The following is a 26,004-nucleotide window of genomic DNA, read 5'->3' on the forward strand; positions in this document are numbered from 1 at the left end:
CTCAAGGAACGGACGCTTCCTTTGTACTCACCCTCTCGGGCTTTCCTCCGGGCGCTTCCCTTCGGTCTTGCGTTTCCGACTCTATCAGATCTTTTTCTCGATCCGATTCCCGGCCGGCGGGATCGTCTTGGGCTTCCGGGCTTTGCCCGGCGGCCTTTCGACATTCACTACGTTAGCCGATTCCCTCGCCGACTCATAATCGAGTCCGCGGTTCTGAATTCGGACATGCGGACACGTCGAATTCGTCCCCGCTGAGGGGATCTTCTGAGGTAGTGGGTTGGCCGCTTCCGGCTGCTGTCGATGGCAGTACCCGTTCCAGCGGCTCGGGCCACATTACGTACCTCCGCGAGGAGAGTCAAGTGCGCCGGCGGCGTGGGACATGGGCCCGGTAGGGGCTCACCGTCGGGTCGTCGGCGACCCAGAAGCGCCAGGGGTGGACGGCGCCCTCTCCGGAGACTCCGGTGCGCGGGCCGTTGCGTACCTGGTGGGAGGGGACGGGGGTGCCGGTCAGGATGCGGAGCGGGGTCTCGCCGGAGGCGCAGGCGTCCACGCCGTCCTGGGCGCGGTCCACGTCGAGGGCGGTGGCCAGGCGGGCCGGGCCTTTGGCGAGTTCCTTGTCGTTGCGGGCCGAGAGGCGGCGGGTGCGGGCCAGCTCGGCGCCCTCGATGATCTCGCCCGCGCGGAGCAGGACGGCACTGGCCCGGCCCTCGGGGCCGCACACCAGGTTCATGCAGTGCCACATGCCGTAGGTGAAGTAGACGTACACATGGCCGGGCGGGCCGAACATCACGGCGTTGCGGGGGGTGCGGCCGCGGTAGGCGTGGGAACCCGGGTCGTTCTGGCCGTCGTAGGCCTCGACCTCGGTCAGGCGGAGGGCGATCGGACCGTCCGGGGTGGTGCGTACGAGGATGCGGCCGAGGAGGTCGGGTGCCACGTCGAGGACGGGCCGGTCGAAGAAGTCCCGGGGCAGGGGCGTACGGTCGGGGGTCGCGATCATGCCGTCCGAGGGTAGTGCAGCGGGAGGGCGCGGAACCGGGCGTCGCCGGATCGCGTTGGTAGGGATCGAGGGTCCAGTCGCTAGAGGGAGAGTCATGCCGTTCAAGAAGCTGCTCGCGAGCCTGGGTGCCGGTGGGGCGTCCGTGGAGACGGTGCTGACCGAGGTCAACGTGGTGCCGGGCGGGGTCGTCCAGGGCGAGGTGCGGATCCAGGGCGGGTCCGTGAACCAGCAGATCGAGGCGCTGTCGGTGGGGCTCCAGGCGCGCGTCGAGGTCGAGGGCCAGGACACCGAGTACAAGCAGGACGTCGAGTTCGCGAAGATGCGGCTCGGCGGTGCCTTCGAGCTGCAGGCGAGCGCGGTGCACGCGGTGCCGTTCACGCTGGACATCCCGTGGGAGACGCCGATCACGATGATCGACGGCCAGGCGCTGCGCGGCATGGACATCGGGGTGACGACGGAGCTGGAGATCGCGCGTGCGGTCGACTCCGGTGACCTGGACCCGATCAACGTGCACCCGTTGCCGGCGCAGAAGGCGATCCTGGACGCCTTCATCCAGCTGGGCTTCCGCTTCAAGAACGCGGACATGGAGCGCGGCCACATCCGGGGCACCCGGCAGAAGCTGCCGTTCTACCAGGAGATCGAGTTCCTGCCGCCGCAGCAGTACCGCGGGCTGAACCAGGTGGAGCTGAGCTTCGTCGCCGACCAGAACGCGATGGACGTCGTGCTGGAGATGGACAAGAAGCCGGGGATGTTCAGCGAGGGCAGCGACACGTTCCGCTCGTTCCAGGTGGGCCTGAACGACTACCAGGGGACCGACTGGGCGGCATACCTCAACCAGTGGCTGTCCGAGGTCGGGTCGAAGCGGAACTGGTTCTAGGCTCGGTACCCACGGAACGCAACGATCAGGAGGTACCGAGGTGACCGAGCTGAAGCGGCGGCCTCTCCCCCACGACTTCCATCCGCCCGTGCCGTCCTTCACGGTGACGAGCGAGGACGTCCAGGAGGGCGCCACGCTGAAGGACGCCCAGGTCTACGCGGCCGGCAACACCTCGCCGCAGCTGCGGTGGGAGGGCTTCCCCGCCGAGACCAAGAGCTTCGCCGTGACCTGCTACGACCCGGACGCGCCGACGGGCAGCGGGTTCTGGCACTGGGTCGTGTCCGACATCCCGGCCTCCGTCACCGAGTTGCCGGCGGGTGCGGGCAGCGGCTCGTTCGAAGGGCTGCCGCAGGGCGCGGTCCAGGTGCGCAACGACTACGGCACCAAGGACTTCGGTGGTGCCGCGCCGCCGCCCGGGGACGGGCCGCACCGGTATGTGTTCACGGTGTACGCGGTGGACCAGGAGAAGCTCGGTCCCGACGCGGACGCGACGCCCGCGGTCGTGGGCTTCAACCTGCGGTTCCACACGATCGCGCGGGCCCAGCTGATCGGTGAGTACGAGGTGCCCGCCGAATCCTGAGATTCACCTCGCGTTTGCCCGCCCCTTGTCATGGAAGTGATCGGGGGCGGGCATTTTTATTGCGTTGTCCATCTCGGCGGGCCCGGCCAGAGTTGATCCAGCCCGCCGAGGGGGTGGGCCGGTGCACACGGGAGGTGGGCTGGTATGCGGGACACGCTGGTGCTGAACGCGAGCTTCGAGCCGTTGTCGACGGTGACGCTGAACCGAGCCGTCGTTCTGGTGCTTCAGGACAAGGCCGTCGTCGAGCAGGCCCACCCCGAACTGCGGATGCGGGGAGCCGCGGTGGACATACCGGCGCCTCGGGTGATCAGGCTGTGCAGGTACGTACGGGTGCCGTTCCGAAGACAAGCGCCGTGGTCGCGGCGGGGGGTGCTGGTGCGGGACCGGCACCGGTGCGCCTACTGCGGCCGGCGGGCGACGACCGTGGACCACGTGGTGCCGCGGTCGCAGGGGGGCGGGGACACGTGGCTGAACACGGTGGCCTCGTGCGCGGAGGACAATCACCGCAAGGCGAACCGGACTCCGCAGGAGGCGGGGATGCCGTTGCTCTTCGAGCCGTTCGAGCCGACTCCCGCGGATGCGATGTTGCTGGCGCTGGCGCGGGAGGAGTTCGAGGCGCTGCCGGAGTGGCTTTCGCGGGATGCCGCGTAGACCGTAGGGGCGTTCGCCGTCGTCGGTCTGCTGGTTGTCCGTGGCTGGTCGCGCAGTTCCCCGCGCCCCTTAGGTGGGTGCGGGGAACTGTCGGTTTTGAGTGACCGTCAGTCGAGGGTCGGCTTTTCGCGGCGTTCCGTCGGCTGTGGGCCGGAGGCGCCGTTGCCTGCTCCGCCGTTGCCTGAGCCGCCGCCCATGCCGCCGAAGTTGCCCATGGCGCCGGAGAGGCCCTTGAGGGCGTCGCCGATCTCGCTGGGGACGATCCAGAGCTTGTTGGCGTCGCCCTCGGCGATCTTCGGGAGCATCTGGAGGTACTGGTAGGAGAGCAGCTTCTGGTCCGGGTCGCCGGCGTGGATGGCCTCGAAGACCGTACGCACGGCCTGGGCCTCGCCCTCGGCGCGCAGGGCGGCGGCCTTGGCCTCACCCTCGGCGCGCAGGATCTGGGACTGCTTCTCGCCCTCGGCGCGCAGGATCTCGGACTGGCGGACACCTTCGGCCTGGAGGATCGCGGCGCGCTTGTCGCGGTCGGCGCGCATCTGCTTCTCCATCGAGTCCTGGATGGAGGTGGGCGGCTCGATGGCCTTCAGTTCCACGCGGTTGACGCGGATGCCCCACTTGCCGGTGGCCTCGTCGAGGACGCCGCGCAGGGCGGCGTTGATCTCCTCGCGGGAGGTGAGGGTCCGCTCCAGGTCCATGCCGCCGATGATGTTGCGCAGCGTGGTGACCGTCAGCTGCTCGATCGCCTGGATGTAGCTGGCGACCTCGTAGGTCGCGGCGCGGGCGTCGGTGACCTGGTAGTAGATGACGGTGTCGATGTTGACGACCAGGTTGTCCTGGGTGATCACCGGCTGCGGCGGGAACGGCACGACCTGTTCGCGCAGGTCGATGCGGTTGCGGATGGTGTCGATGAACGGGACGACGATGTTGAGGCCCGCGTTGAGGGTCCGTGTGTAGCGGCCGAAGCGCTCGACGATGGCGGCGCTGGCCTGTGGGATGACTTGGATCGTCTTGATCAGGGCGATGAAGACCAGCACCACCAGAATGATCAAGACGATGATGATCGGTTCCATCGTCGCTTCCCCGTACCCTTCTCGGCCTCGGCGCTTTTGGAAGATCTTATGGTTGAGAAGATCTTGCTGGTCGAGTCTCGCAGACCGTCACCCAACTCGGGGAGTGTTCGGCCGACTTGCGTCAGGTGAGGTCAGATGACGATCGCCGTGGCGCCCTCGATGTCCACCACGTCGACCTGCTGGCCGGCCTCGTAGCTGCGGTCGGTGTCGAGGGCTCGGGCCGACCAGATCTCACCGGCGAGCTTGACGCGTCCGCCGGAGCCGTCGACGCGTTCCAGGACGACGGCCTGTCTGCCCTTCAACGCCTCGACGCCGGTGACGTGTTGGGGCCGCTGGGAGCGGTGCCGGGTCGCGATGGGCCGTACGACGGCCAGGAGGGCGACGGAGACCGCGACGAAGACGAGGACCTGCACCACGACGTCGCCGCCGAGGGCGGCGGCGATCGCGCCGGCGACGGCGCCCACCGCGAGCATCCCGAGTTCCGGCATGGCGGTGACCACGAGCGGGATTCCGAGCGCGGCCGCGCCGACGAGCCACCACACCCATGCGTCGATGTCGTTCACACGGCCATGGTAGGCCGGGGGTGCCGCCGCGGACAGGGCGCGATCGGCGGGAACGCGCCCCGTCCCGGAGGGTGTTGGGCGGCTGTGGGGGCTCAGCCGAGCGGCAGGCCCTGGGCGGTCCAGCGGTCGCCGACCTGCTCGACGACGAGCGGGAGGCCGAAGCAGAGGGAGAGGTTGCGGGAGGTGAGTTCCAGCTCCAGCGGGCCCGCGGCGAGGACCTTGCCCTGGCGGATCATGAGGACGTGGGTGAAGCCGGGGGCGATCTCCTCGACGTGGTGGGTGACCATGAGCATCGAGGGGGCGATCGGGTCGCGGGCGAGCCGGCCGAGGCGGCGCACCAGGTCCTCGCGGCCGCCGAGGTCGAGGCCGGCGGCGGGCTCGTCGAGGAGCAGCAGTTCGGGGTCGGTCATCAGGGCGCGGGCGATGAGGGTGCGCTTGCGCTCGCCCTCGGAGAGGGTGCCGAACCTGCGGTCCAGGTAGTCGGACATGCCGAGGCGGTCGAGGAAGGCGCGGGCGCGCTGCTCGTCGATGTCGTCGTACTCCTCCTGCCAGCCGGCGGTCATGCCGTAGGCGGCGGTGAGCACGGTCTGCAGGACGGTCTGGCGCTTGGGGAGCTTGTCGGCCATGGCGATGCCGGCCATGCCGATGCGGGGGCGCAGTTCGAAGACGTCGGTGCCGGGCTTGCCGAGGGTCTCGCCGAGGATGGTGGCGGTGCCCTTGCTGGGGTACAGGTAGCTCGAGGCGACGTTGAGGAGGGTGGTCTTGCCGGCGCCGTTGGGGCCGAGGATCACCCAGCGCTCGCCCTCCTTCACCGACCAGGAGACCTGGTCCACCAGAGCCCGGCCCTCGCGGACCACGGATACGTCCTGAAGCTCCAGAACATCGCTCATGAGCGCGTTGTCTCCCCTTGCAGTGTGGCCGGTCTCGGCAGTCGCGTACGCCTGTGGCTCGGTCGGTCGCGCCGGTGGGCGCAGCCCTCCATGAAATCTACGCCACCGGTCGGGCCGGACATTCCATCGGTCCGGTCCTTAGGGTGGGGGGATGCTCACGGAACCGCGCTCTGGACGCCTTGCCGCTTGGGGAAATGCCCTTCTCGCCGGACTTGTCTCGCCGGATGAGGCCGTGCTCGCCATCGTCGGCGAGGACGCCGTGCACCGGGTGGCGGGGCTGCCGGGTGAGTCGGCGCCGGTGGGGCTGACGCTCGCGCTGGGGCGGCTGCGGGCGCTGGGTGCGACCGGGCTGCGGGTCGCGCTGCCCGCGCCGGGGCATCCGCTGGGGCTGAGCGGGCCGCCGGAGTTCAACGCGCGGGCGCTGGAGGCCGAGGAGGCGGTGATCTGTCACGGCGCCGCGCTGGGGATGGTGCCGGAGGTGACGGAGGCGGGGCCCGAGGGTGATGTGCACGTGGAGGTCGTCTGGCACTGCCTGGCGGTGCGGGAGGCCCCGCCGGCCGACGTGCCTTCGCTCGGGGAGGCGGAGCGGGAGCTGGCGGAGGCGCTGCGGGAGGCGACGGAGGTGCTGACGCGGCTGGACGTGGCCGCGTCGGGGCCGGTCGCGGCGGCGGCGATGGAGGCGTACCGGGCGCGGGCGGAGCGGGGGCGGGAGGTGCTGGCGCCGGGGTATCCGCCGCGGGCGGTGCGGGTGCTGGAGCTGGCGCAGCGGGTCGGGGCGCTGGTCTCGCTGGCGTACGAGAACGGGCACGGGGGCGCGGTGAGCGCCGCGGAGATGGCGGCGCGGGCGCAGGCGCTGCGGCCGGTGGACCGTACGGCGCGGCGGGCGCAGGTCGCGGCGTACAACGCGATCGTGGAGGAGCGGGAGCGCGGGGTGCGGTGAGTCCGGGCGGTGCGGCGGGACAGGCCGAGGGCCCCGCGAGTCGGCGTCGACTCGCGGGGCCCTGTCGCGGCCTGGGTGGGGGCGCGCCGGCCGCTGGTGCCCGGATGCGTACGGCACGGGAGGAGGTGGGTGCTGCCCGTGCGGATCACCGGAGCGGGAGTTTCGTCAGCGGACGAGGTCTCCGCGGGCCGGAGGGCCCGGCGGTTGCCCGGTTCCGGTGATGTCGGCGGTGGCGGAACTCAGTGGTTGACGCCCTCGTTGCCGAAGGCCGGGTTCAGCACGCCGATGACGTTCACGCTGTTGCCCACGGCGTTGACCGGGACGTGCACCGGGGCCTGGACGAGGTTGCCCGAGACGACACCCGGCGAGTGCTGGGCCTCACCGGTCGCCAGCGAGCCGTCGGTGGCGTTGGCCATGCCCGCACCGGTGGCCACCAGGCCACCGGCCACCATCGCCACAGCCGCTGCCTTCTTCAGGTTCTTCACTTCTGAGCCCTCTCTAGCGATCACTGCGGCAGGCGCCGCAGCACGCACTGGAGAACGGCCACGATCCGCCGGGGATGCGCCATGTGGGGGACATTCCCACGACGGTATGAATCTCGGCTCGGAGCGTGACCTTCCGTATTGCCGTACGGAGAGCTCGCCCGGTGCCGTGGGCAGAGCGTGTCAGCCGGTCACGCCATGGCGGACGGCCCACAGGGCGGCCTGGGTGCGGTCGGCGAGGTCGAGCTTCATCAGGATGTTCGACACGTGCGTCTTGACGGTCTTCTCGGACAGCACCAGGGCGCGGGCGATCTCCCGGTTGGAGCGGCCGTCGGCTATCAGGCCCAGCACCTCGCGCTCCCGCTCGGTGAGCGACCCGGCGCGGCCCTGGCCGGAGCCCGCGTCCTCCTGTGACAGCAGGGCCCCCGCCACCTCCGGCTGGAGCAGGATGTGCCCGGCGTGCACGGAGCGGATGGCGCCGGCCAGGGCGTCGGGGTCGACGTCCTTGTAGACGTATCCGGCGGCACCGGCGCGCAGGGCCGGGACCACCGTGCGCTGTTCGGTGAAGCTGGTGACGACCAGCACGCGCGCGGGGTTGTCCAGCTCGCGCAGGCGGCGCAGCGCCTCGACGCCGTCCATGCCGGGCATCTTGACGTCCATGAGGACGACGTCGGGTTTCAGTTCCTCGGCGCGCTCGACGCCCTCGGCTCCGTCGGCGGCCTCGCCCACAACCTCTATGTCGTCCTGCACCTCCAGGAAGGTGCGCAGGCCCCGGCGGACGACCTGGTGGTCGTCGACGAGCAGCACCTTGATTGAGTCAGCCACCGGGGACCTCCATCTCGATCGTGGTGCCCTTTCCGGGCGCCGATTCCACAGTCAGTCTGCCGCCGACGCCGCTCGCCCGGTCCCGCATGGAGACCAGGCCGAGATGGCGTCCGGCGCGGCGCACTCCGCGCGGGTCGAAACCGCTGCCGTCGTCCGTGACCCGCAGCACCGCGCCGCTGCCGTGCCTGGTGAGGGAGACGTCGACGCGGTCGGCGCCGGAGTGCCGCAGCGCGTTGTGCAGGGCTTCCTGGGCGACGCGCAGCAGGGCCTCCTCCTGGGCGGCGGGCAGGGCGCGCACGCCGCGGCTGTCGAAGGTGACGCGCGCGGTGTGGGCGCGGTCGAGGACCTGTATCTGGGTGCGCAGGGTGGCGACGAGGCCGTCCTCGTCGAGGGCCGCGGGGCGCAGTTCGACCACGGCGGCGCGCAGCTCGTCGGCGGCCTCGGCGGCGAGCGCGGCCACCTGCTGCAGCTCGCCCTTGGCGCGGGCCGGGTCGCGGTCGACGAGGGCGGCGGCGGCCTGGGCGGTCAGGCGCAGCGAGAACAGCTTCTGGCTGACGGCGTCGTGCAGCTCGTGGGCGAGGCGGGAGCGTTCCTCGGCGATGGTCAGCTCGCGGCTGCGTTCGTAGAGCCGCGCGTTGGTGAGGGCGATGGCCGCGTGCTGGGCGAGGATGGCGAGGAGTTCCTCGTCGTCCTCGGTGAAGCCGCAGCCGCCGTCGCGGCGCGGGCAGTTCTTGTTGGCGAGGAAGAGGGCGCCGATGATCTCGTCGCCGTCGCGGATGGGCAGGCCGAGGAAGTCGGCGAGCTCCGGGTGGGCGGAGGGCCAGCCCTCGAAGCGGGGGTCCTTGCGGACGTCCGCGAGACGTTCGACGCGGGCCTCGTGGAGCATCGAGGCGAGGATGCCGTGCTGGCGGGGCAGCGGGCCGATGGCCTTCCACTGCCGGTCGCTCACGCCGTCGACCACGAACTGGGAGAAGCCGCCGTGATCGTCGGGCACGCCGAGGGCGGCGTACTGCGCGTCGAGCAGTTCGCGGGCCGAGGCGACGATCGTCTTGAGGACGTCGCGCACCTCGAGATGCCTGCTCATGGCCAGCAGCGCGGAGCTGACCGCAGCGAGGCCGGACCGGGGGCCTTGACTCATGTCTCCACGCTAGCGGCGGGGTGTGACACCGGGGATCGGACCGCTGACCGCGACGGGGTGGTTCCGAGGTCCTAGGTCGGAGGTCCCGAGCGGTGAGGGCGGGGGCCGGGGTGGGTCCGCTCGGAGCGGGCGCCCGCGAGGGCGGCCGGGCGTCGCAGGCGCTCACGCAGAGCGTTGCGCGGGCAACTCGCGGTGAGAGCGGCGGGGTGGCGATGTGAGCCCGCACATAGGGCGCACATCACGTACGAACGGACATAGGAGACAGCTGGGCTCCGGATGAGCGGCACAGACGGTCCAGTCTGTCCTGATTTGCCCCTGGGTGATCCACTACCCGGCATCGTACGTCACACCTTTGCCTCCCGATTTTGCGGCCGCTAAGAATTGCCTCCGTCGCTCAGCGCCGCGGGTTCCGCCCCGCGGCGTTCGTGCGGGAAGAGCCCCTGTCCCCCGCCGATGTCCCCCGTCGGACGCAGAGCGACCTCCGCGCTATTCGAAGAGGTCCATTCCGCATGCCCAAGAACACCCAGAACCCCGGTCACCGTCGCGTGCCGACCAAGGCGCACAAGATCGCGCTCTCCGGTGTCGCCGCGCTCGGTGCCGCCGCCCTCGCGTTCTCCGTCGTCCCGGCCGGCGAGAAGACGACGACGGCCGAGGCCGGTTCCGCGGCTGCGGTGGCGTACGGCTCCGAGCAGGTCAAGGACGTCAAGGGCACGATCACCGACCAGCTCGCCGCCGCCAGCGTGAAGGTCGAGGCGATCGAGGCGCAGCAGAAGGCCGCCGCCGAGGCCGCCGCGAAGCGGAAGGCCGCGGCCGAGGCCCGGAAGAAGGCCGCCGAGGAAGCCGCCGAGAAGGCCGCGCGGGAGCGTGCCGCGAAGCAGTCCGCGAGCCGGTCCGCCCAGCGCGTCGCCATGAAGTCGGTCGCCGCCGTCAAGCCGGCCGCCGCGAAGAAGGTGTACGCGAACAACCTCGACGGCTGGATCCGCGAGGCGCTCGACGTCATGAAGAAGCACGGCATCCCGGGCTCCTACAGCGGCATCCACCGCAACATCATGCGGGAGTCCTCGGGCAACCCGAACGCCATCAACAACTGGGACATCAACGCCCGCAACGGCATTCCGTCGAAGGGCCTGCTCCAGGTGATCCCGCCGACCTTCCAGGCCTACCACGTCCCGGGCACGTCGTGGAACATCTACGACCCGGTCGCCAACATCGCCGCCGCGTGCAACTACGCGGCCGACCGCTACGGCTCGATGGACAACGTCAACAGCGCGTACTGAGGCCGCGCGGACCTCGGTACACAGCGCCGAAGGGCGGCACCCTCCTGACGGGGTGCCGCCCTTCGGCGTCGTACGGCGGTGCGTGGGGCCGTGACTACTTGCGCATGACCTCGGGCTCGTGGCGGCGCAGGAAGCGGGCCACGAAGAAGCCGCAGATCACGCCGAGCGCGATCAGGGCGGCCATGTCCAGGGTCCAGGTGCCCAGGCTGTGCTCCCACAGCGGGTCGTTGTCGGCACCCTCCTCGGGCGGGCTGATCTTGTTGAAGTCCAGCGTGGCGCCCGCGGCGGCGACCGCCCAGCGCGAGGGCATCAGGTACGAGAACTGGTTGACGCCGGCCGTGCCGTTCAGGGCGAAGAGGCAGCCGGTGAAGACGACCTGGATGATCGCGAACATCACCAGCAGCGGCATCGTCTTCTCGGCGGTCTTCACCAGCGAGGAGATGATCAGGCCGAACATCATCGAGGTGAAGCCCAGCGCCATGATCGGCAGGGACAGCTCGATGAGCGTGGCGCCGCCGAGGATCAGGCCCTCCTCGGGGATCTCGCGGGTGGCGAAGCCGATCACGCCGACCATGAGGCCCTGCGCCACGGTGATCAGGCCGAGCACGAACACCTTGGACATCAGGTACGCCGAGCGGGACAGGCCGGTGGCGCGCTCCCGCTCGTAGATGACCCGTTCCTTGATCAGCTCGCGGACGGAGTTGGCCGCGCCGGCGAAGCAGGCGCCGACGGCGAGGATCAGCAGGACGGTGGTGGCCGTGCCGTTCGGGATGATCCGGCCGGTCTGCGGATGGGCCGGGTTCGGCAGCAGTCCGCGGTCGGGGTCGATGAGGAGGCTCACCGCGCCGAGCACGGCCGGCAGGATCACCATCAGGGCGAGGAAGCCCTTGTCGGAGGCGATCACGGAGATGTAGCGGCGGACCAGTGTGATCCACTGCGACATCCAGCCCTGCGGCTTCGGCGGCCTGATGGCCTGCATCTGCGGCATCTGCACGGCCTGCGGGGCGACGGCGTCGATGTCCGCGGCGTACATCTGGTAGTGCTGCGAGCCCTTCCAGCGGCCCGCCCAGTCGTAGTCGCGGTAGTTCTCGAAGGCGGAGAAGACGTCGGCCCAGGTGTCGTAGCCGAAGAAGTTCAGCGCCTCCTCGGGCGGGCCGAAGTAGGCGACGGAGCCGCCGGGGGCCATCACCAGAAGCTTGTCGCACAGCGCCAGCTCGGCCACCGAGTGGGTGACGACGAGGACGGTGCGGCCGTCGTCGGCGAGGCCGCGCAGCAGCTGCATGACGTCGCGGTCCATGCCCGGGTCGAGGCCGGAGGTCGGCTCGTCCAGGAAGATCAGCGACGGCTTGGTCAGCAGCTCCAGGGCGACCGAGACGCGCTTGCGCTGGCCGCCGGAGAGCGAGGTGACCTTCTTGTCCTTGTGGATGTCGAGCTTCAGCTCGCGCAGCACCTCGTCGATGCGGGCCTCGCGCTCGGCGCCGGTGGTGTCGGCGGGGAAGCGGAGCTTGGCCGCGTACTTGAGGGCCTTCTTGACGGTCAGCTCCTTGTGCAGGATGTCGTCCTGCGGGACCAGACCGATGCGCTGGCGCAGCTCGGCGAACTGCTTGTAGAGGTTCCGGTTGTCGTAGAGGACCTCGCCCTGGTTGGCGGGCCGGTAGCCGGTCAGCGCCTTGAGCAGGGTGGACTTGCCGGAGCCCGACGGGCCGATGACCGCGATCAGCGACTTCTCCGGGACGCCGAACGAGACGTCCTTGAGGATCTGCTTGCCGCCGTCGACCGTGACGGTGAGGTGGCGGGCGGAGAAGGACACCTCACCGGTGTCGACGAACTCCTCCAGCCGGTCGCCGACGATCCGGAACGTCGAGTGGCCGACGCCGACGATGTCGGTGGGGCCGAGCAGCGCGGAGCCGCCCTTGGGGATCGGCTGGCCGTTGACGTACGTGCCGTTGTGCGAGCCGAGGTCGCGGATCTCCATGCGGCCGTCGGGCGTGGCGTGGAACTCCGCGTGGTTGCGGGAGACCTGGAGGTCGGAGACGACCAGGTCGTTCTCCAGGGCACGGCCGATGCGCATGACGCGGCCGAGCGCGAACTGGTGGAACGTGGTGGGGCTGCGGTCGCCGCCGTAGACCGGCGGTGCCCCCGCGGCACCGCCGGGCACCTTCTGCGCGTAGTTCTCCACCGGGCCCTGCTGCTGCGGCGGGATGTGCGCGGCGTGCGGCTGCTGGGGCGGGCTCTGCGGCTGGTGCCAGCCGGGCTGGGCAGCCTGCTGCTGCGGGGCCGCCGGCTGCTGGTGCGCGGCCTGCTGTTGCGGCGCCTGCGGGTGCGGGGCTTGTGCCTGCGGCTGCTGGGCCCATCCGGCGCCGGCGCCCTGTGCGGCGTACGGCTGCTGGGCCTGCGGCTGCGGCTGTGCCTGCGGTGTCGCGGCGGCCGCGGCACCTGAGAGGGTCACGAGCGGGCCGTCGGTCGCGTTGCCGAGGTTCACCGCCGAGCCGGGACCGATCTCCATCTGATGGATCCGCCGGCCCTGCACGAACGTGCCGTTGGTGCTGCCATGGTCCTCGATGACCCAACTGCGGCCGTTGAAGCTGACCGTGGCGTGCCGCCAGGAGACCCTGGCGTCGTCGAACACGACGTCCCCCTGAGGGTCGCGTCCGAGTGTGTAGGCCCGGGACGCGTCCAGCGTCCAGGTCCGTCCGTTTGATTCCAGTACGAGTTCCGGCACTCCATGCCCCACTGAGTTGTCCCCCGAGTTACCCCCGTCGCGGGGAGTCTAGGGATGTCGAACATCGGGGGGAACTATTTCAGGAGCGGCCCCCTGACCGAAAGTCGGGCCTTGTGAAGACCGCGCGCGGGCGCATGGAAGCACTCTCGTTGACGGGGTGGAAACCTGCCCGGAGAGTGGTAATCCCCCGCGAGGGGGACATGCGCGGCAGTCGCGCCGCGCCGCGGATCGGGGGGTCTGCCATGAGCGTCGGGGACGGGCCGTACGGCACGAGGGTGCCCTGGGTGGATGTGCTGCTGTGCGCGATCGCCGCCCTGAGCTGGGCATTGATCGGGATGGCGGGCACGGCCGCGCTCGGACTGCGGCTGCTGGAGGCCGACGCGGCGGGCTCGTCGGGGCCGATGACCGCGACGGTGGTGGCGCTCGGGGCGGGTGGTTCGGTCACGCCGTCCGGGGACGTGTCCGTGTTCGGTCTGGAGGGCGCCGAGGCCACGACCGCCGTCGAGATCACGCCATGGGGCGTGAGTCTGGTCGGTGCGCTCCTTTTGTCCTGGTTCTTCCTACGGTCCTTGCGCGCGGCCGGAGTTGTCGTCGCGCCCGCCGAACTCCTCGCCCGCGCGGGGGCGGTGATCGTGCTGTTCGTGGCCACGCTGGGCGGGCTGGCGTGGGCCGGGCGGGATGTCATCACCTTCGACGGCGGGGCGCTGGAGGTGGACGAGCTGTTCGGAGGAGCCGGGGGCGGAGGCGCGGGCGGGGGCGGAGGCGCGGGCGGGTCGGACGGGGGTCTTGAGATCCCAGGGCTCGGGGACATCGGGGATGTCGGAGGCATCGGAGGGGCCGGAGGCATCGGAGGGGCCGGAGGCATCGGTGGCATAGGCGGGCTGCTGCCGGACCGGCTCGGTGATCTCGTCGACGCGGAGGCGGCGGTCGGGTTCAGCGTCGACACGGCGCCGACGCTGGCGGGAGGCGCGGCCTGGGTGACGGGGGTGCTGATCGTCGCCTTGCTGGCGTCGCGCCGGGCTCCGCTGCCGCGCGGCTGGGACGCGGTACACCGGGTGGTACGGCCGGCCGTGTCGGCGCTCGTCGCGGTGGTGCTGGTCGCCGTGGCCGCGGGGTGCGCCGCGGCGGCGTACGCGGCGACCGGCGACGACCACCCGAAGCGGATCGCGGGCGCGGCGCTGCTGGGGGCGCCGAACGGGGTGTGGCTGGGGCTGTCGGTGGGGTTGTTCGTGCCCTGGGACGGCGAGGCCTCGGGGGTTCTCGCGCGGTTCCTGCCCGACCCGCTCGACGACCTGCTCGTGGACACCGACCAGCCGGTCACGCTGGGGCGCCTGGCCGAGCTGGACGGGCGGGTGTGGCTGCTGGCGGTGGCGGCGGGTTCGGCGTTGCTGCTGGCGGGAGTGGTGCAGGCGGTCCGGACACCGGTCGGCGGGGCGGTGAGTGGCGGGTCGAGGTGGGGCGGAGCTGTGTCGAGGGGCGGGCGCGATGAGGACGGGGGCGGGGCGCGTGGCGGGCGCGGTGGGCACGGGGGCGTGTCGAGCGGCGGGCGCGATGAGGACGGGGACGAGACGTGTGGCGGGCGGGGGCGGGGCGCCGTCGGTTTCGCGGGGCGTTGTGCGCTGCGGCTGGGCGTGATGACGGCGTGTGCGCTGCCGCTGCTCGGGCTGGCGACGGAGGTGTCGCTCGACGCCTCGCTGTCCGTACTGGGGATCGACGCGTTCGGGGCCGGTGTCGAGCTGAGCGCGCACCTGGGCACGGCGCTGCTGCTCGGCGCGGTCTGGGGCGCGGCGGCGGGGGCCGGTGGGGCGCTGCTGGCCTGGTCGTGCGGGGTCGCGGGGCGGCGGGTGGCACCGCTGGCACGGGGTGACGCCGGGCGGCCCCGCGCCGCGTATCCGGAGGGGCCGGGCCCCTACGCCCCGGGGACTCCGTACCGGCCACCGAACCCCGCGACGAATCCGTATCTGCGGCTGCCGGGGCGTTCGCGGGACCGGGACACGGAGGTGCTGCGGAGGTCGGATGCGCAGGCAGGTGCCGGCGGGGCGCCCGTTGGTCGCTCCGGGGACGGGGCGGCACCCCCGGAGCCCCCGCCCCTCGCGGACGAGGGGCTGTACGGCGCCCCGACCGTGGCGCGCGGCATGGAGCCGCCAGCGCGGTCTCCGCAGCGGCCACCGGGGGCGGGGGTGGGGTCGGGAGGGCGGTCAGGTGGCCGGCCAGGGGAACGGTCGAGTGAGCATGCGCCTCGGCGGCCCGGCTCGCCGGAGGACGGGGTGCCGCCGCCTCCTCCGCCGCCGCCCGCGCCACCGAGGCGGGGCCCCGGCAGGAACGAGCCCCCGCGGCGGGGCGGGCCCCGGCCGCCGCGCGAGGACCCCGGATAGGCGCCGGCAGGTCGGCGCGATCAGGGCCGCTGACGTGGACGGCGGTCAGCGCTCGTCGGATACGGACTGGAAGCGCTCGTCGGATACAGGCTCGCCGCCACCTCCTCCACCCCCGACGCACTGCCCAGGCGGGCTTCGGCAGGAACGAGCCGCCGCGGCAGAGCGGGCCCCGGCCGCCGCGCGAGGAGTTCGGGCAGGCACCGCGGGCCTACGCCACCTGGCCGGGCCTACGCCACCTGGGCCGGTGGCGTGGACGGCCGTCAGCGCTCACCGGGTACAGGTTCGCCGGACGACGGCCCGCCGCCACCTCCTCCGCCCCGCACGCGCCGCCCAGACTGGCCCGGCAGCAACGTGCCGCTGCGGCGAGACGGGCTCCCCCGTCGCGCCAACGGCCCGGCAGACGCCGGCAGAGCGGCGGGATCGGGCGCGGTGATGTGGACGGCGGTCGGCGCTCGTCGGGTCGGGCTCGCCAAGAGGGGCCCGTCGCCGCCTTCCCGCCGCCGGACGGGCCGCACCAGCCGAGGCCCGGCAGCAGGCGGGCCTGCCAGCAATGAGCCTCCGTGGTCCGGGGAGTCCAGGGCCTCGTGAGAGAGGTCCGCGCGGGACTTGGTCACGTGGGCGTCATGCGGGCGACGCGTAGTGTTCCGTGTCCGCTGGGCGGACCTCGGGCGCGGGCGGCACTGCGTGCCGGTTACCGTGGGAGCACCATGAGCGCTTCGCAGACCTCTGACGTCCCCACTCTCCTGGTCAAGATCTTCGGCAAGGACAGGCCGGGTCTCACCGCCGGACTCTTCGACACCCTGGCCGCCTACTCCGTCGACGTGGTCGACATCGAGCAGGTCGTGACCCGGGGCCGGATCGTGCTGTGCGCGCTCGTGACCGAGCCGCCCCACGGGCTGGAGGGCGACCTGCGGGCCACCGTCCACAGCTGGGCGGAGTCGATGAAGATGCAGGCCGAGATCATCTCCGGCCTCGGCGACAACCGTCCGCGTGGTCACGGCCGCTCCCTGGTGACCGTGCTCGGCCACCCGCTGACCGCGGAGGCCACCGCCGCCATCGCCGCCAAGATCACCAAGGCGGGGGGCAACATCGACCGTATCTTCCGGCTCGCCAAGTACCCCGTCACCGCCATGGAGTTCGCGGTGTCCGGTGTGGAGACCGAGCCGCTGCGCACCACCCTGGTCACCGACGCGGCGGCGCTCGGTGTGGACGTGGCGGTCGTCGCGGCCGGGCTGCACCGGCGGGCTCAGCGCCTGGTCGTGATGGACGTGGACTCGACGCTCATCCAGGACGAGGTCATCGAGCTGTTCGCCGCCCACGCGGGCTGCGAGGACAAGGTCGCCGAGGTGACGGCGGCGGCGATGCGCGGGGAGCTGGACTTCGAGCAGTCGCTGCACGCGCGGGTGGCGCTGCTGAAGGGTCTGGACGCCTCGGTGGTGGACAAGGTGCGCAGCGAGGTGCGGCTGACGCCGGGTGCCCGCACCCTCATCCGTACGCTGAAGCGGCTCGGCTACCAGGTGGGTGTCGTCTCGGGCGGCTTCACCCAGGTCACGGACGATCTGAAGGAGCGCCTGGGTCTCGACTTCGCCCAGGCCAACACGCTGGAGATCGTCGACGGCAAGCTGACCGGCAAGGTCACCGGCGAGATCGTGGACCGCGCGGGCAAGGCGCGGCTGCTGCGCCGGTTCGCCGCGGAGGCGGGCGTACCGCTGTCGCAGACCGTGGCGATCGGCGACGGCGCCAACGACCTCGACATGCTGAACGCGGCGGGGCTCGGTGTCGCCTTCAACGCCAAGCCGGTGGTGCGGGAGGCCGCGCACACGGCGGTGAACGTGCCGTTCCTCGACACCGTGCTGTACCTGCTCGGCGTGACCCGCGAAGAGGTCGAGGCGGCGGACGCGCACGAGGAGGGCTAGTCCGGGCCGCCGCGGCGGACGTTCCGAGGGGCCGGTGCTCACCTGCGGTGCGTGCCGGCCCCTGTGTCTGTGCGGGGTCGGCTCAGTCGCTCGGCGCCCAGTAGTCGAGCAGGGTGGCCACGCCCGGCTCCAGGGTCTTCCAGGGGCCGGGGAAGGACAGCACGGCGAAGGCGGCGGCCGGAAAGCCCCGGCGGGACATCCGCTGCCGTGCCTCCGCCTCGGAGGAGGCGGCCAGCACCTCGGCGAGACCGTGCACGCCGGGGTTGTGGCCGATCAGGAGGACGTTCTGGGCGTCGTCGGGGGTTTCGTTGAGCAGGGCGATCAGCTCGCCGGGCGAGGCCTCGTAGATCCGCTCCTCGTAGACCGTCTTCGGGCGGTGCGAGAACTCGTGGACGGCGAGCTTCCAGGTCTCTCGGGTGCGGGTCGCGGTGGAGCAGAGGGCCAGGTCGAAGGGGATACCGGTGTCGGCCAGCCTGCGTCCGGCTTCGGCGGCGTCCTTGCGGCCCCGTTCGGCAAGCGGCCGCTCGTGGTCGTTCACCTGTGGCCAGTCGGCCTTCGCATGCCGGAAGAGGACGATCCTGCGGGGTTCTGCGACGCTCATGACTCCCAGCTTCGCATGAAACAGGCCACGTGGCGCAGGGAGTTGACGGGCGGCCGCGGTCGTGCTCAGCGGGTGAGCAGCTGCTGGGCGCGCTCCAGGAGCCGGGCTATGGCGGGGTCGCCGGCCGCCGCGTGGGCGTCGGACGGGTGGAGGATCAGCGTCAGCAGCGCGGCGAAGGCGAGCACCGGCAGGGCGAGGGCCCACCAGGGCAGCCGCGCGTCGGCGCCGCGCGACGTCACCGGGCGGGGGCGGGGCTGGGTGCGGGCCTGCATGGTGCCTCCGTGGATCCGTGCGGACTGGGCGGCCGCCTCCAGCGGCCACACCAACGACGCTACGGAATCGTGAGCCGCCGCCCCATCCGGTGATCCACCCACTTCACCCTGAGCCTCACCCCCTAGGGGACAGGGGGGACAGCCCTACCAAGCGGCCTCAGGGCGCGGCGATCGACGCGATGACGGCGATGATCACGAAGATGGCGAAGAACGAGCCGAAGACGAGCAGCATCTTCTTCTGGCCGTTCTGGGGGTTCGGCTCGAGCACTGGCATACGGCAAGTGTCGCACCCGCCGCGGCGCCCGGCCCGGCCGGGGTCCGTGCCACACCCGCCCGGCCGAAGTCCGTGCCAAACCGCCCGGCCGGGGGTCCGTGCCAAACCGCCCGGCCGGGGGTCCGTGCCAAACCGCCCGGCCGGGGTCCGTGCCACGTGCCGCCCGGCCCCGCCGGGTTCCTCAGCGGGCGGCCGCCTCCTCCTCCACCGTGCGGTCCCGGCCGGCCAGCCAGCCCACGGCCATCTGCGGGATCATCAGGGCCACCATCAGCGCGATGGGCAGCCCCCAGCCGCCGCTGTGCTGGTAGAGCACGCCCACCAGGAGCGGGCCGGGGATGGAGAGCAGATAGCCGGTGCTCTGGGCGAACGCGGACAGCTGGGCCACCCCCGCACCGGACCGCGCGCGCATCCCGACCATGGTCAGGGCGAGCGGGAAGGCGCAGTTGGACACGCCCAGCAGCAGGGCCCAGGCCCAGGCGCCGGCGGCCGGGGCGAAGTACAGGCCGGCGTATCCGGCCAGGCCGCAGACGCCGAGCGCGAGCACGATGGGTCCCTGCTGGGGCAGCCGGGTGGCCAGGCGCGGGATGACGAAGGCCAGCGGCACGCCCATCACCATGGTGACGGCGAGCAGCAGACCGGCCGTACCGGCGGCGACACCCGCGTCGCGGAAGATCTGGGCCATCCAGCCCATCGTGATGTAGGCGGCGGTCGCCTGGAGCCCGAAGAACACGGCGAGCGCCCACGCGGTACGGCTGCGGGTGATGCGCAGCGCGGGCACCTGTGCCTCGCCCCGGACTGTGCCCGCCGCGTCCGTCCGCCCGGTGCCCGGTGACGCCTCCCGGTCCCCGCCCGGCGAAGCCTCCCGGCCCCCGCCCGGAGTGGTCCCCCGGTCCCGGAGCACCGGCAGCCACGGCAGTACGGCCGCCGCCGCGAGCGCGGCCCACACGGCGAGCCCGGACCGCCAGTCGCCGCCCAGCGCGTCGGTGACCGGAACGGTCACGGCGGCGGCGGTGGAGGTGCCGAGGGCGAGCGCCATGGAGTACGCGCCGGTCATGGAACCGACCCGGTCGGGGAACCAGCGCTTGACGATGACCGGCATGAGGACGTTGCTGACCGCTATGCCCATCAACGCGAGCGCGCTGGCGGCCAGGAAGCCGGGCGTGCCACCGGTGTACGGCCGGATGGCCAGGCCCGCGGCGATGGCCGCCGTGCCGGCGCACACCACCGCGGCGGGCCCGAAGCGGCGGGCCAGGCGGGGCGCCATGACACCGAAGACGGCGAAGCAGAGCGGCGGCACGGAGGTGAGCAGTCCGGCGACGCTGCCGCTCATGCCGAGGCCGTCGCGGACCTCCTCCAGCAGCGCGCCGAGGCTGGTGATGGCGGGGCGGAGGTTCAGGGCGGACAGCATGATGCCGAGGACGACCAGGCGTGTGGTCCACGCGCGCATGGTGGTGCTGTTGCGCGCCGGCGCGCCCGCACCGCCGGCCGGACCGGGCGCGTCGGCCGCGCCGGTCCTCCCGGCCACACCCGTCTGCGCGCCGGTCCCGGTGCCGCGCGGCGACGGCTCGCGTACGTCCGAGTGGTTCCTCGTCTGGATTTCCTCGCTTGCCATGCCGACCATCATAGAATCATGGGATGATTGGTTGTCCATTCCCCGGGCGTCCGCTGCCGCCCGTCCCGTGCGAAGGTGTGCCATGCCCTTGAGCCACCCCCGTCGTTCGGCGCTGTCCGAGCAGGTCATCGCCGAGCTGCGCAACCAGATCACCTCGGGCGAGTGGCCGGTCGGCTCCCGGATCCCGACCGAGCCGGAGCTGGTGGAACAGCTCGGCGTCGCCCGCAACACGGTCCGTGAGGCGGTCCGCGCGCTCGCGCACAACGGCCTGCTGGACATCCGCCAGGGTTCCGGCACCTACGTCGTGGCCACCAGCGAGCTGGCCGGCGTGATGCACCGCCGTTTCGCGGACGCGGACCCCCGGCACGTGGCGGAGCTGCGGTCCGCCCTGGAGTCGGCCGCCGCGAAGCTGGCCGCCGAGCGGCGCACCGAGAAGGACCTGAAGCAGCTGGACGCACTGCTGGAGCGGCGCGAGGAGGCCTGGGCGGCGGGCGACAAGGAACGGTTCGTGACCGCGGACGCCACCTTCCACCTGGCGGTGGTGTCCGCCTCCCACAACGACGTCATGACGGCGATGTACGCGGATCTCGGCGAGGTCCTGCGGGACTGGCTGCGCGAGGACGTCGGCGAGACCCTGTCGCCCGAGACCCACATGGACCACGGGCGGCTGGTGGACGCCATCCGCGCGGGCGACGCGCAGACCGCGGCGGTGGAGGCGGCGGACTATCCGTTCCAGTGCCGGTTCAGCTCCCCCGGTTCTGGTGGCTGACCCACACCGCGCGGACCTCCTTCCAGCACCGGCCGGTCAGCCGTACGGTCATCGCGGGCCCGGCGTCGACCGGGGCGCTGTCGGTGTCCAGGTCCCACCAGCGGTCGCACTCGATGTGCAGCCGTACGCGGTCGGTCTCGACATAGGGGTTGTGGCAGTGGGCGGTCACCTCGGAGCCGCGCACGCGGGTGCGGCACTCGGCGCCGAACGGCTTCGGCGCCTGCGGCTCCCGTACCTCCACGCGCGCGTGGGGCATCGCTTCGTACGACAGGGACAGCACCAGGGCTACGGCTACGGTCACTGAGGCCAGGCTGCGGAACAGGCGCACAAGGGGACCTCCTCGGCCGTGCTGGGGAGGGACGCGCGAGGTGAACGTGTACTCCAGGGTGCCCAGTTGTCCCCCGGCTCCGCCCGGCCGGATAGGCCGAACGGGGGACACGGAAAAAGGCCCGCACCACACAGGTGCGGGCCTTTCGGCCGATGGACCGGCGACGATCAGCGGCTAGGTGCGAGCCCTCGCGGACTCACGCGCCGATCGCGTGCAGACCGCCGTCGACGTGGATGATCTCGCCCGTGGTCTTCGGGAACCAGTCGCTCAGCAGGGCGACGACGCCGCGGCCGGCCGGCTCGGGGTCCTTCAGGTCCCACTCGAGCGGGGAGCGGCTGTCCCACACGGTGGCCAGCTCGCCGAAGCCCGGGATGGACTTGGCGGCCATGGAGCCGAGTGGACCGGCCGAGATCAGGTTGCAGCGGATGTTCTGCTTGCCCAGGTCACGCGCCATGTAGCGGTTGGTCGCCTCCAGGGCGGCCTTGGCCGGGCCCATCCAGTCGTACTGCGGCCAGGCGAACTGCGCGTCGAAGGTGAGGCCGACGACCGAGCCGCCGTTCTGCATCAGCGGCAGGCAGGCCATGGTCAGCGACTTCAGGGAGAACGCCGAGACGTGCATGGCCGTGGCGACCGACTCGAACGGCGTGTTGAGGAAGTTGCCGCCGAGGGCGTCCTGCGGGGCGAAGCCGATGGAGTGGACGACACCGTCGAGGCCGCCGAGCTCCTCCCCGACGACGTCGGCCAGCCGCCCGAGGTGCTCGTCGTTGGTGACGTCCAGCTCGATGACCTTGGTGGGCTTCGGGAGCTTCTTGGCGATGCGCTCGGTCAGCGTGGGCCGCGGGAACGCGGTCAGGATGATCTCGGCGCCCTGCTCCTGGGCCAGCTTGGCGGTGTGGAAGGCGATGGAGGCCTCCGTCAGCACGCCGGTGATCAGGACGCGCTTGCCCTCGAGAATTCCGCTCATGGTGATCAGTGACCCATTCCCAGTCCGCCGTCAACGGGGATGACGGCTCCAGTGATGTACGAGGCGTCGTCCGAGGCGAGGAACCGCACCGCTGCGGCGACCTCCTCCGGCTGCGCGTACCGGCCGAGCGGGACCTGCGACACGATGTTCGCGCGCTGCTCGTCGGTGAGCACCTTGGTCATGTCGGTGTCGACGAAGCCGGGCGCGACGACGTTGAAGGTGATGTTGCGCGAGCCCAGCTCTCGGGCCAGGGAGCGCGCGAAGCCGACGAGGGCGGCCTTGGAGGCGGCGTAGTTCGCCTGACCCGCGGAACCGAGCAGTCCGACGACCGAGGAGATCAGCACGACGCGGCCCTTCTTGGCGCGCAGCATGCCGCGGTTGGCGCGCTTGACCACGCGGAAGGTGCCGGTGAGGTTGGTGTCGATGACCGAGGTGAAGTCCTCCTCGGTCATCCGCATCAGCAGCTGGTCCTTGGTGACACCGGCGTTGGCGACCAGTACCTCGACCGGGCCGTGCTGGGCCTCGATCTCCTTGTAGGCCTGCTCCACCTGCTCGGGGTCGGTGATGTCGCACTTCACGGCGAGAAAACCGGCCGGCGGCTCCCCCGAGCGGTACGTGATCGCGACCTTGTCGCCGGCGTCGGCGAACGCGCGGGCGATGGCGAGGCCGATGCCCCGGTTGCCTCCGGTGACGAGAACCGAGCGGCTCAACGGATCACCCTTTCGATAGCGGTCAGATTCCCCGCCCGGGCACCTGGACGACAGGCGGCGATGACAGGCGGCTTCACCGAAAACCTATCGGTCGACTCCACGCGTCGGACATTCGGGCACCGACAGTGGCGCAGGGGCGGCACTGTCGAATCCCTACAGAAAGCTCCGGACACCGGACGCAAACCTGTGGTCCGGGCCCCCGCGGGCGCGACATGATCGGAGCCGACAGGCGACGACAGCAGGGAGACCTCGGGTGCCTCATACCATCGACGAAGCCTTCACGGCGCTTCCGCTACGCGCCCTCGCCGACGCCGCTCTCGCACGTGCGCGGGCGCTGGGGGCCGAGCACGCGGACTTCCGGTTCGAGCGGGTGCGCAGCGCGTCCTGGCGGCTGCGGGACGGCAAGCCGTCCGGGTCGTCGGACACCACCGACCTGGGCTACGCGGTGCGGGTGGTGCACGGCGGGACGTGGGGGTTCGCGTCCGGCGTGGACCTGACCATGGACGCCGCGGCCAAGGTGGCGAGCCAGGCCGTGGCGATGGCGAAGCTCTCGGCGCAGGTGATCAAGGCCGCCGGCAGCGACGAGCGCGTCGAGCTGGCCGACGAGCCGGTGCACGCGGACAAGACGTGGATCTCGTCGTACGAGATCGATCCGTTCACGGTGCCCGACGAGGAGAAGGCGGGCCTGCTGGCGGAGTGGAGCCGGCGGCTGCTCGCGGCCGACGGGGTGGACCACGTGGACGCCTCGCTGCTCACCGTGCACGAGAACAAGTTCTACGCCGACACGGCCGGGACCGTGACGACCCAGCAGCGGGTGCGGCTGCATCCGCAGCTCACCGCGGTGGCGGTGGACGACTCCAGCGGCGAGTTCGACTCCATGCGCACCCTCGCCCCGCCGGTCGGCCGCGGCTGGGAGTACCTGACCGGCACCGGCTGGGACTGGGACAAGGAGCTGGCCGAGATCCCGGAGCTGCTCGCGCAGAAGATGCGCGCGCCGAGCGTGGAGCCGGGGCTGTACGACCTCGTCGTGGACCCGTCCAACCTGTGGCTGACGATCCACGAGTCCATCGGGCACGCCACCGAGCTGGACCGGGCGCTCGGCTACGAGGCGGCGTACGCCGGGACCTCGTTCGCCACCTTCGACCAGCTCGGCAAGCTGCGGTACGGCTCGGAGCTGATGAACGTCACCGGTGATCGCACCGCCGAGCACGGCCTCGCGACCATCGGGTACGACGACGAGGGCGTCGAGGCGCAGTCCTGGGACCTGGTGAAGCAGGGCACGCTTGTGGGGTACCAGCTGGACCGCAGGATCGCGAGGCTGACCGGGCTCGGGCGGTCCAACGGCTGCGCCTTCGCCGACTCGCCCTCCCACGTGCCGGTGCAGCGGATGGCCAACGTGTCGCTGCAACCGGATCCCGCGGGGATGTCGACCGAGGACCTGATCGGCGGCGTCGACCGCGGCATCTACGTCGTCGGGGACCGCTCCTGGTCCATCGACATGCAGCGCTACAACTTCCAGTTCACCGGCCAGCGCTTCTTCAAGATCGAGAACGGGCGGATCACCGGGCAGCTGCGGGACGTCGCCTACCAGGCGACGACCACCGACTTCTGGGGGTCGATGGCCGCGGTCGGCGGCCCGCAGACCTATGTCCTGGGCGGCGCCTTCAACTGCGGCAAGGCCCAGCCGGGCCAGGTCGCCGCCGTCTCCCACGGCTGCCCGTCCGCCCTCTTCCGGGGCGTCAACATTCTGAACACCACCCAGGAGGCCGGCCGATGAGCGCCCCGGTGAACAAGCCGCACGAGATCGTCGAGCGGGCTCTGGAACTGTCCCGCGCGGACGGCTGTGTCGTGATCGCGGACGAGCGGTCCACCGCCAACCTGCGCTGGGCGGGCAACGCGCTGACCACGAACGGTGTCACGCGCGGGCGCACCCTCACGGTGATCGCGACCGTCGACGGCAAGGAGGGCACGGCCTCCGGCGTGGTGTCCCGGTCCGCGGTGACCGCGGACGAGCTCGAGCCGCTGGTACGGGCCGCGGAGGCCGCCGCGCGCGGTGCCGCGCCCGCCGAGGACGCCCGTCCCCTCGTCACGGACGTGCCCGCCTCCCCCGGCTTCACGGACGCCCCCGCGGAGACCTCCTCGGCCGTGTTCGCGGACTTCGCGCCCGCCCTCGGCGAGGCCTTCGCCCGCGCGCGGGCGGGCGGCCGGGAGCTGTACGGCTTCGCCAACCACGAGCTGACCAGCAGCTACCTCGGTACGTCCACGGGGCTGCGGCTGCGCCACGACCAGCCCAACGGGACGCTGGAGCTGAACGCCAAGTCCCCGGACCGCACCCGCTCCGCGTGGGCCGGGCGCTCCACCCGGGACTTCACGGACGTCGACCCTGCGGCGCTCGACGCGGAGCTGGCCGTACGCCTCGGCTGGGCCGAGCGCCGGATCGAGCTGCCCGCGGGCCGCTACGAGACGCTGCTGCCGCCGACCGCGGTCGCCGACCTGCTGATCTACCAGATGTGGTCGGCGTCGGGCCGGGACGCCGCCGAGGGCCGGACGGTGTTCTCCCAGCCGGGCGGCGGCACCCGGCTGGGCGAGAAGCTGAGCGAGCTGCCGCTCACCCTGCGCAGCGACCCGCACGAGCCGGGCCTGGAGGCCGCGCCGTTCGTGCTGGCGCACTCCTCCGGCGGCGACTCGTCGGTGTTCGACAACGGGCTGCCGCTCACCGCCACCGAGTGGATCGCGCGGGGCGAGCTGAAGCACCTGATCACCAGCCGACACAGCGCGGAACTGACCGGGCTGCCGGTGTCGCCGGGCATCGACAACCTGATCCTGGACGGCGGCGACGACCGCTCCCTGGACGAGATGGTGGCGAGCACCGAGCGCGGGCTGCTGCTGACCTGCCTGTGGTACATCCGCGAGGTCGACCCGGCGACGCTGCTGCTCACCGGCCTGACCCGGGACGGGGTGTACCTGGTGGAGAACGGCGAGGTGACCGGCGAGGTGAACAACTTCCGGTTCAACGAGTCGCCGGTCGGCCTGCTCGGACGGGCCACGGAAGCCGGGCGTACGGAGAAGACGCTGCCGAGGGAGTGGAGCGACTGGTTCACCCGGGCCGCCATGCCGCCGCTGCGGGTGCCCGACTTCAACATGAGCTCCGTCAGCCGGGGCGTCTGAGCA

Annotated in this window: 25 protein-coding genes; 10 read left to right on the forward strand and 15 right to left on the reverse strand. The window is 71.9% G+C overall.

The features are described from left to right. Positions 1–355: 355 nt before the first annotated feature. Positions 356–997 (reverse strand): DNA-3-methyladenine glycosylase, encoded by a 642-nt coding sequence (locus tag AB0K92_RS15145; RefSeq protein ID WP_365922904.1) that lies wholly within the window; start codon positions 995–997, stop codon positions 356–358. Between the two features lie 94 nt (positions 998–1,091). Between AB0K92_RS15145 and AB0K92_RS15150 the strand changes: the two genes are divergently transcribed. The 3 genes from AB0K92_RS15150 to AB0K92_RS15160 all read left to right on the forward strand — a co-directional run bounded on the left by AB0K92_RS15150 (position 1,092) and on the right by AB0K92_RS15160 (position 3,105). After that, entirely contained in the window at positions 1,092–1,874 is a 783-nt protein-coding gene (locus AB0K92_RS15150) for a sporulation protein (protein WP_365922906.1), read from the forward strand. 40 nt (positions 1,875–1,914) lie between these two features. Beyond that, positions 1,915–2,454 (forward strand): YbhB/YbcL family Raf kinase inhibitor-like protein, encoded by a 540-nt coding sequence (locus AB0K92_RS15155; protein WP_365922908.1) that lies wholly within the window; start codon positions 1,915–1,917, stop codon positions 2,452–2,454. Between the two features lie 144 nt (positions 2,455–2,598). Further along, positions 2,599–3,105 carry an HNH endonuclease gene (locus tag AB0K92_RS15160; protein ID WP_365922910.1) on the forward strand — a complete coding sequence of 169 codons (507 nt, stop codon included), beginning with the start codon at positions 2,599–2,601 and terminating at the stop codon, positions 3,103–3,105. Between the two features lie 107 nt (positions 3,106–3,212). On the opposite strand, the gene AB0K92_RS15165 is transcribed toward AB0K92_RS15160, so the two are convergent. The 3 genes from AB0K92_RS15165 to AB0K92_RS15175 form a co-directional block, all read right to left on the reverse strand. Further along, positions 3,213–4,175 carry an SPFH domain-containing protein gene (locus AB0K92_RS15165; protein WP_365922912.1) on the reverse strand — a complete coding sequence of 321 codons (963 nt, stop codon included), beginning with the start codon at positions 4,173–4,175 and terminating at the stop codon, positions 3,213–3,215. Positions 4,176–4,306: 131 nt separating this feature from the next. Next, positions 4,307–4,738: an NfeD family protein gene (locus AB0K92_RS15170; RefSeq protein WP_365922914.1), complete on the reverse strand. Its 432-nt coding sequence runs from the start codon at positions 4,736–4,738 to the stop codon at positions 4,307–4,309. A 92-nt stretch (positions 4,739–4,830) separates the two neighbouring features. Then, positions 4,831–5,628, reverse strand: coding sequence for an ABC transporter ATP-binding protein (locus AB0K92_RS15175; protein ID WP_365922916.1), 798 nt, complete (start codon positions 5,626–5,628; stop codon positions 4,831–4,833). Positions 5,629–5,779: 151 nt separating this feature from the next. On the opposite strand from AB0K92_RS15175, the gene AB0K92_RS15180 reads away from it, so the two are divergent. Beyond that, positions 5,780–6,568, forward strand: a complete 789-nt coding sequence (locus tag AB0K92_RS15180) for a hypothetical protein (RefSeq protein WP_365922918.1) — start codon at positions 5,780–5,782, stop codon at positions 6,566–6,568. 239 nt (positions 6,569–6,807) lie between these two features. On the opposite strand, the gene AB0K92_RS15185 is transcribed toward AB0K92_RS15180, so the two are convergent. From AB0K92_RS15185 to AB0K92_RS15195, 3 genes are all read right to left on the reverse strand, one after another. Further along, a complete protein-coding gene (locus AB0K92_RS15185) occupies positions 6,808–7,053 on the reverse strand; it encodes a chaplin (RefSeq protein ID WP_365922920.1) in 246 nt (81 codons plus the stop codon). A gap of 180 nt (positions 7,054–7,233) precedes the next feature. Further along, on the reverse strand, positions 7,234–7,875 hold the full coding sequence (locus AB0K92_RS15190) for a response regulator transcription factor (protein ID WP_165997196.1): 642 nt from the start codon (positions 7,873–7,875) through the stop codon (positions 7,234–7,236). Beyond that, positions 7,868–9,013, reverse strand: a complete 1,146-nt coding sequence (locus AB0K92_RS15195) for a GAF domain-containing sensor histidine kinase (protein ID WP_365922921.1) — start codon at positions 9,011–9,013, stop codon at positions 7,868–7,870. The genes AB0K92_RS15190 and AB0K92_RS15195 overlap by 8 nt, the downstream gene beginning before the upstream one ends. A gap of 509 nt (positions 9,014–9,522) precedes the next feature. Between AB0K92_RS15195 and AB0K92_RS15200 the strand changes: the two genes are divergently transcribed. Beyond that, positions 9,523–10,290, forward strand: coding sequence for a transglycosylase SLT domain-containing protein (locus AB0K92_RS15200; protein WP_365922923.1), 768 nt, complete (start codon positions 9,523–9,525; stop codon positions 10,288–10,290). 94 nt (positions 10,291–10,384) lie between these two features. Here AB0K92_RS15200 and AB0K92_RS15205 read toward each other — a convergent pair whose 3' ends face one another. Then, positions 10,385–13,012, reverse strand: coding sequence for an FHA domain-containing protein (locus AB0K92_RS15205; protein WP_365922925.1), 2,628 nt, complete (start codon positions 13,010–13,012; stop codon positions 10,385–10,387). A gap of 242 nt (positions 13,013–13,254) precedes the next feature. Between AB0K92_RS15205 and AB0K92_RS15210 the strand changes: the two genes are divergently transcribed. Beyond that, positions 13,255–15,387: a streptophobe family protein gene (locus tag AB0K92_RS15210; protein WP_365922927.1), complete on the forward strand. Its 2,133-nt coding sequence runs from the start codon at positions 13,255–13,257 to the stop codon at positions 15,385–15,387. A gap of 707 nt (positions 15,388–16,094) precedes the next feature. Beyond that, positions 16,095–17,303 (forward strand): phosphoserine phosphatase SerB, encoded by a 1,209-nt coding sequence (serB, locus tag AB0K92_RS15215; RefSeq protein WP_365922929.1) that lies wholly within the window; start codon positions 16,095–16,097, stop codon positions 17,301–17,303. An 82-nt stretch (positions 17,304–17,385) separates the two neighbouring features. Here serB and AB0K92_RS15220 read toward each other — a convergent pair whose 3' ends face one another. The 4 genes from AB0K92_RS15220 to AB0K92_RS15235 all read right to left on the reverse strand — a co-directional run bounded on the left by AB0K92_RS15220 (position 17,386) and on the right by AB0K92_RS15235 (position 19,897). Further along, complete coding sequence (locus tag AB0K92_RS15220; RefSeq protein ID WP_165997204.1) at positions 17,386–17,904, reverse strand: histidine phosphatase family protein; 519 nt, start codon at positions 17,902–17,904, stop codon at positions 17,386–17,388. A 65-nt stretch (positions 17,905–17,969) separates the two neighbouring features. Continuing rightward, positions 17,970–18,176 (reverse strand): hypothetical protein, encoded by a 207-nt coding sequence (locus AB0K92_RS15225; RefSeq protein ID WP_165997205.1) that lies wholly within the window; start codon positions 18,174–18,176, stop codon positions 17,970–17,972. Between the two features lie 157 nt (positions 18,177–18,333). Next, positions 18,334–18,450: an SGM_5486 family transporter-associated protein gene (locus AB0K92_RS15230; protein ID WP_277347393.1), complete on the reverse strand. Its 117-nt coding sequence runs from the start codon at positions 18,448–18,450 to the stop codon at positions 18,334–18,336. 181 nt (positions 18,451–18,631) lie between these two features. Then, on the reverse strand, positions 18,632–19,897 hold the full coding sequence (locus AB0K92_RS15235) for an MFS transporter (protein ID WP_365923109.1): 1,266 nt from the start codon (positions 19,895–19,897) through the stop codon (positions 18,632–18,634). 247 nt (positions 19,898–20,144) lie between these two features. Between AB0K92_RS15235 and AB0K92_RS15240 the strand changes: the two genes are divergently transcribed. Beyond that, positions 20,145–20,831 carry a FadR/GntR family transcriptional regulator gene (locus AB0K92_RS15240; RefSeq protein ID WP_365922932.1) on the forward strand — a complete coding sequence of 229 codons (687 nt, stop codon included), beginning with the start codon at positions 20,145–20,147 and terminating at the stop codon, positions 20,829–20,831. Here the strand turns inward: AB0K92_RS15240 and AB0K92_RS15245 are convergent. From AB0K92_RS15245 to fabG, 3 genes are all read right to left on the reverse strand, one after another. Then, a complete protein-coding gene (locus AB0K92_RS15245) occupies positions 20,806–21,159 on the reverse strand; it encodes a hypothetical protein (protein ID WP_365922934.1) in 354 nt (117 codons plus the stop codon). The genes AB0K92_RS15240 and AB0K92_RS15245 overlap by 26 nt on opposite strands. A gap of 196 nt (positions 21,160–21,355) precedes the next feature. After that, positions 21,356–22,123 (reverse strand): enoyl-ACP reductase FabI, encoded by a 768-nt coding sequence (fabI, locus tag AB0K92_RS15250; RefSeq protein ID WP_165997210.1) that lies wholly within the window; start codon positions 22,121–22,123, stop codon positions 21,356–21,358. A 5-nt stretch (positions 22,124–22,128) separates the two neighbouring features. After that, entirely contained in the window at positions 22,129–22,833 is a 705-nt protein-coding gene (gene fabG, locus AB0K92_RS15255; protein WP_365922936.1) for a 3-oxoacyl-[acyl-carrier-protein] reductase, read from the reverse strand. A 253-nt stretch (positions 22,834–23,086) separates the two neighbouring features. Between fabG and AB0K92_RS15260 the strand changes: the two genes are divergently transcribed. Next, the gene (locus AB0K92_RS15260) at positions 23,087–24,610 is read left to right on the forward strand and encodes a TldD/PmbA family protein (RefSeq protein WP_365922938.1); all 1,524 of its coding nucleotides are present in this window, start codon (positions 23,087–23,089) and stop codon (positions 24,608–24,610) included. Continuing rightward, positions 24,607–26,001 (forward strand): metallopeptidase TldD-related protein, encoded by a 1,395-nt coding sequence (locus tag AB0K92_RS15265; protein WP_165997215.1) that lies wholly within the window; start codon positions 24,607–24,609, stop codon positions 25,999–26,001. The genes AB0K92_RS15260 and AB0K92_RS15265 overlap by 4 nt, the downstream gene beginning before the upstream one ends. The last annotated feature ends 3 nt before the right edge of the window (positions 26,002–26,004 follow it).

It is taken from the genome of Streptomyces sp. NPDC052687, from assembly GCF_040678395.1.
GTDB lineage: Bacteria > Actinomycetota > Actinomycetes > Streptomycetales > Streptomycetaceae > Streptomyces.

What these genes read in the sequence shown, in the direction of transcription:
- AB0K92_RS15145 (WP_365922904.1), bottom strand. Translation starts at nt 997, where the DNA reads ATGATCGCGACCCCCGACCGTACGCCCCTGCCCCGGGACTTCTTCGAC.
- AB0K92_RS15150 (WP_365922906.1), top strand. Translation starts at nt 1,092, where the DNA reads ATGCCGTTCAAGAAGCTGCTCGCGAGCCTGGGTGCCGGTGGGGCGTCC.
- AB0K92_RS15160 (WP_365922910.1), top strand. Translation starts at nt 2,599, where the DNA reads ATGCGGGACACGCTGGTGCTGAACGCGAGCTTCGAGCCGTTGTCGACG.
- AB0K92_RS15165 (WP_365922912.1), bottom strand. Translation starts at nt 4,175, where the DNA reads ATGGAACCGATCATCATCGTCTTGATCATTCTGGTGGTGCTGGTCTTC.
- AB0K92_RS15175 (WP_365922916.1), bottom strand. Translation starts at nt 5,628, where the DNA reads ATGAGCGATGTTCTGGAGCTTCAGGACGTATCCGTGGTCCGCGAGGGC.
- AB0K92_RS15180 (WP_365922918.1), top strand. Translation starts at nt 5,780, where the DNA reads ATGCTCACGGAACCGCGCTCTGGACGCCTTGCCGCTTGGGGAAATGCC.
- AB0K92_RS15195 (WP_365922921.1), bottom strand. Translation starts at nt 9,013, where the DNA reads ATGAGTCAAGGCCCCCGGTCCGGCCTCGCTGCGGTCAGCTCCGCGCTG.
- AB0K92_RS15200 (WP_365922923.1), top strand. Translation starts at nt 9,523, where the DNA reads ATGCCCAAGAACACCCAGAACCCCGGTCACCGTCGCGTGCCGACCAAG.
- AB0K92_RS15210 (WP_365922927.1), top strand. Translation starts at nt 13,255, where the DNA reads ATGAGCGTCGGGGACGGGCCGTACGGCACGAGGGTGCCCTGGGTGGAT.
- serB (WP_365922929.1), top strand. Translation starts at nt 16,095, where the DNA reads ATGAGCGCTTCGCAGACCTCTGACGTCCCCACTCTCCTGGTCAAGATC.
- AB0K92_RS15220 (WP_165997204.1), bottom strand. Translation starts at nt 17,904, where the DNA reads ATGAGCGTCGCAGAACCCCGCAGGATCGTCCTCTTCCGGCATGCGAAG.
- AB0K92_RS15225 (WP_165997205.1), bottom strand. Translation starts at nt 18,176, where the DNA reads ATGCAGGCCCGCACCCAGCCCCGCCCCCGCCCGGTGACGTCGCGCGGC.
- AB0K92_RS15230 (WP_277347393.1), bottom strand. Translation starts at nt 18,450, where the DNA reads ATGCCAGTGCTCGAGCCGAACCCCCAGAACGGCCAGAAGAAGATGCTG.
- AB0K92_RS15235 (WP_365923109.1), bottom strand. Translation starts at nt 19,897, where the DNA reads ATGCGCGCGTGGACCACACGCCTGGTCGTCCTCGGCATCATGCTGTCC.
- AB0K92_RS15240 (WP_365922932.1), top strand. Translation starts at nt 20,145, where the DNA reads ATGCCCTTGAGCCACCCCCGTCGTTCGGCGCTGTCCGAGCAGGTCATC.
- fabI (WP_165997210.1), bottom strand. Translation starts at nt 22,123, where the DNA reads ATGAGCGGAATTCTCGAGGGCAAGCGCGTCCTGATCACCGGCGTGCTG.
- AB0K92_RS15265 (WP_165997215.1), top strand. Translation starts at nt 24,607, where the DNA reads ATGAGCGCCCCGGTGAACAAGCCGCACGAGATCGTCGAGCGGGCTCTG.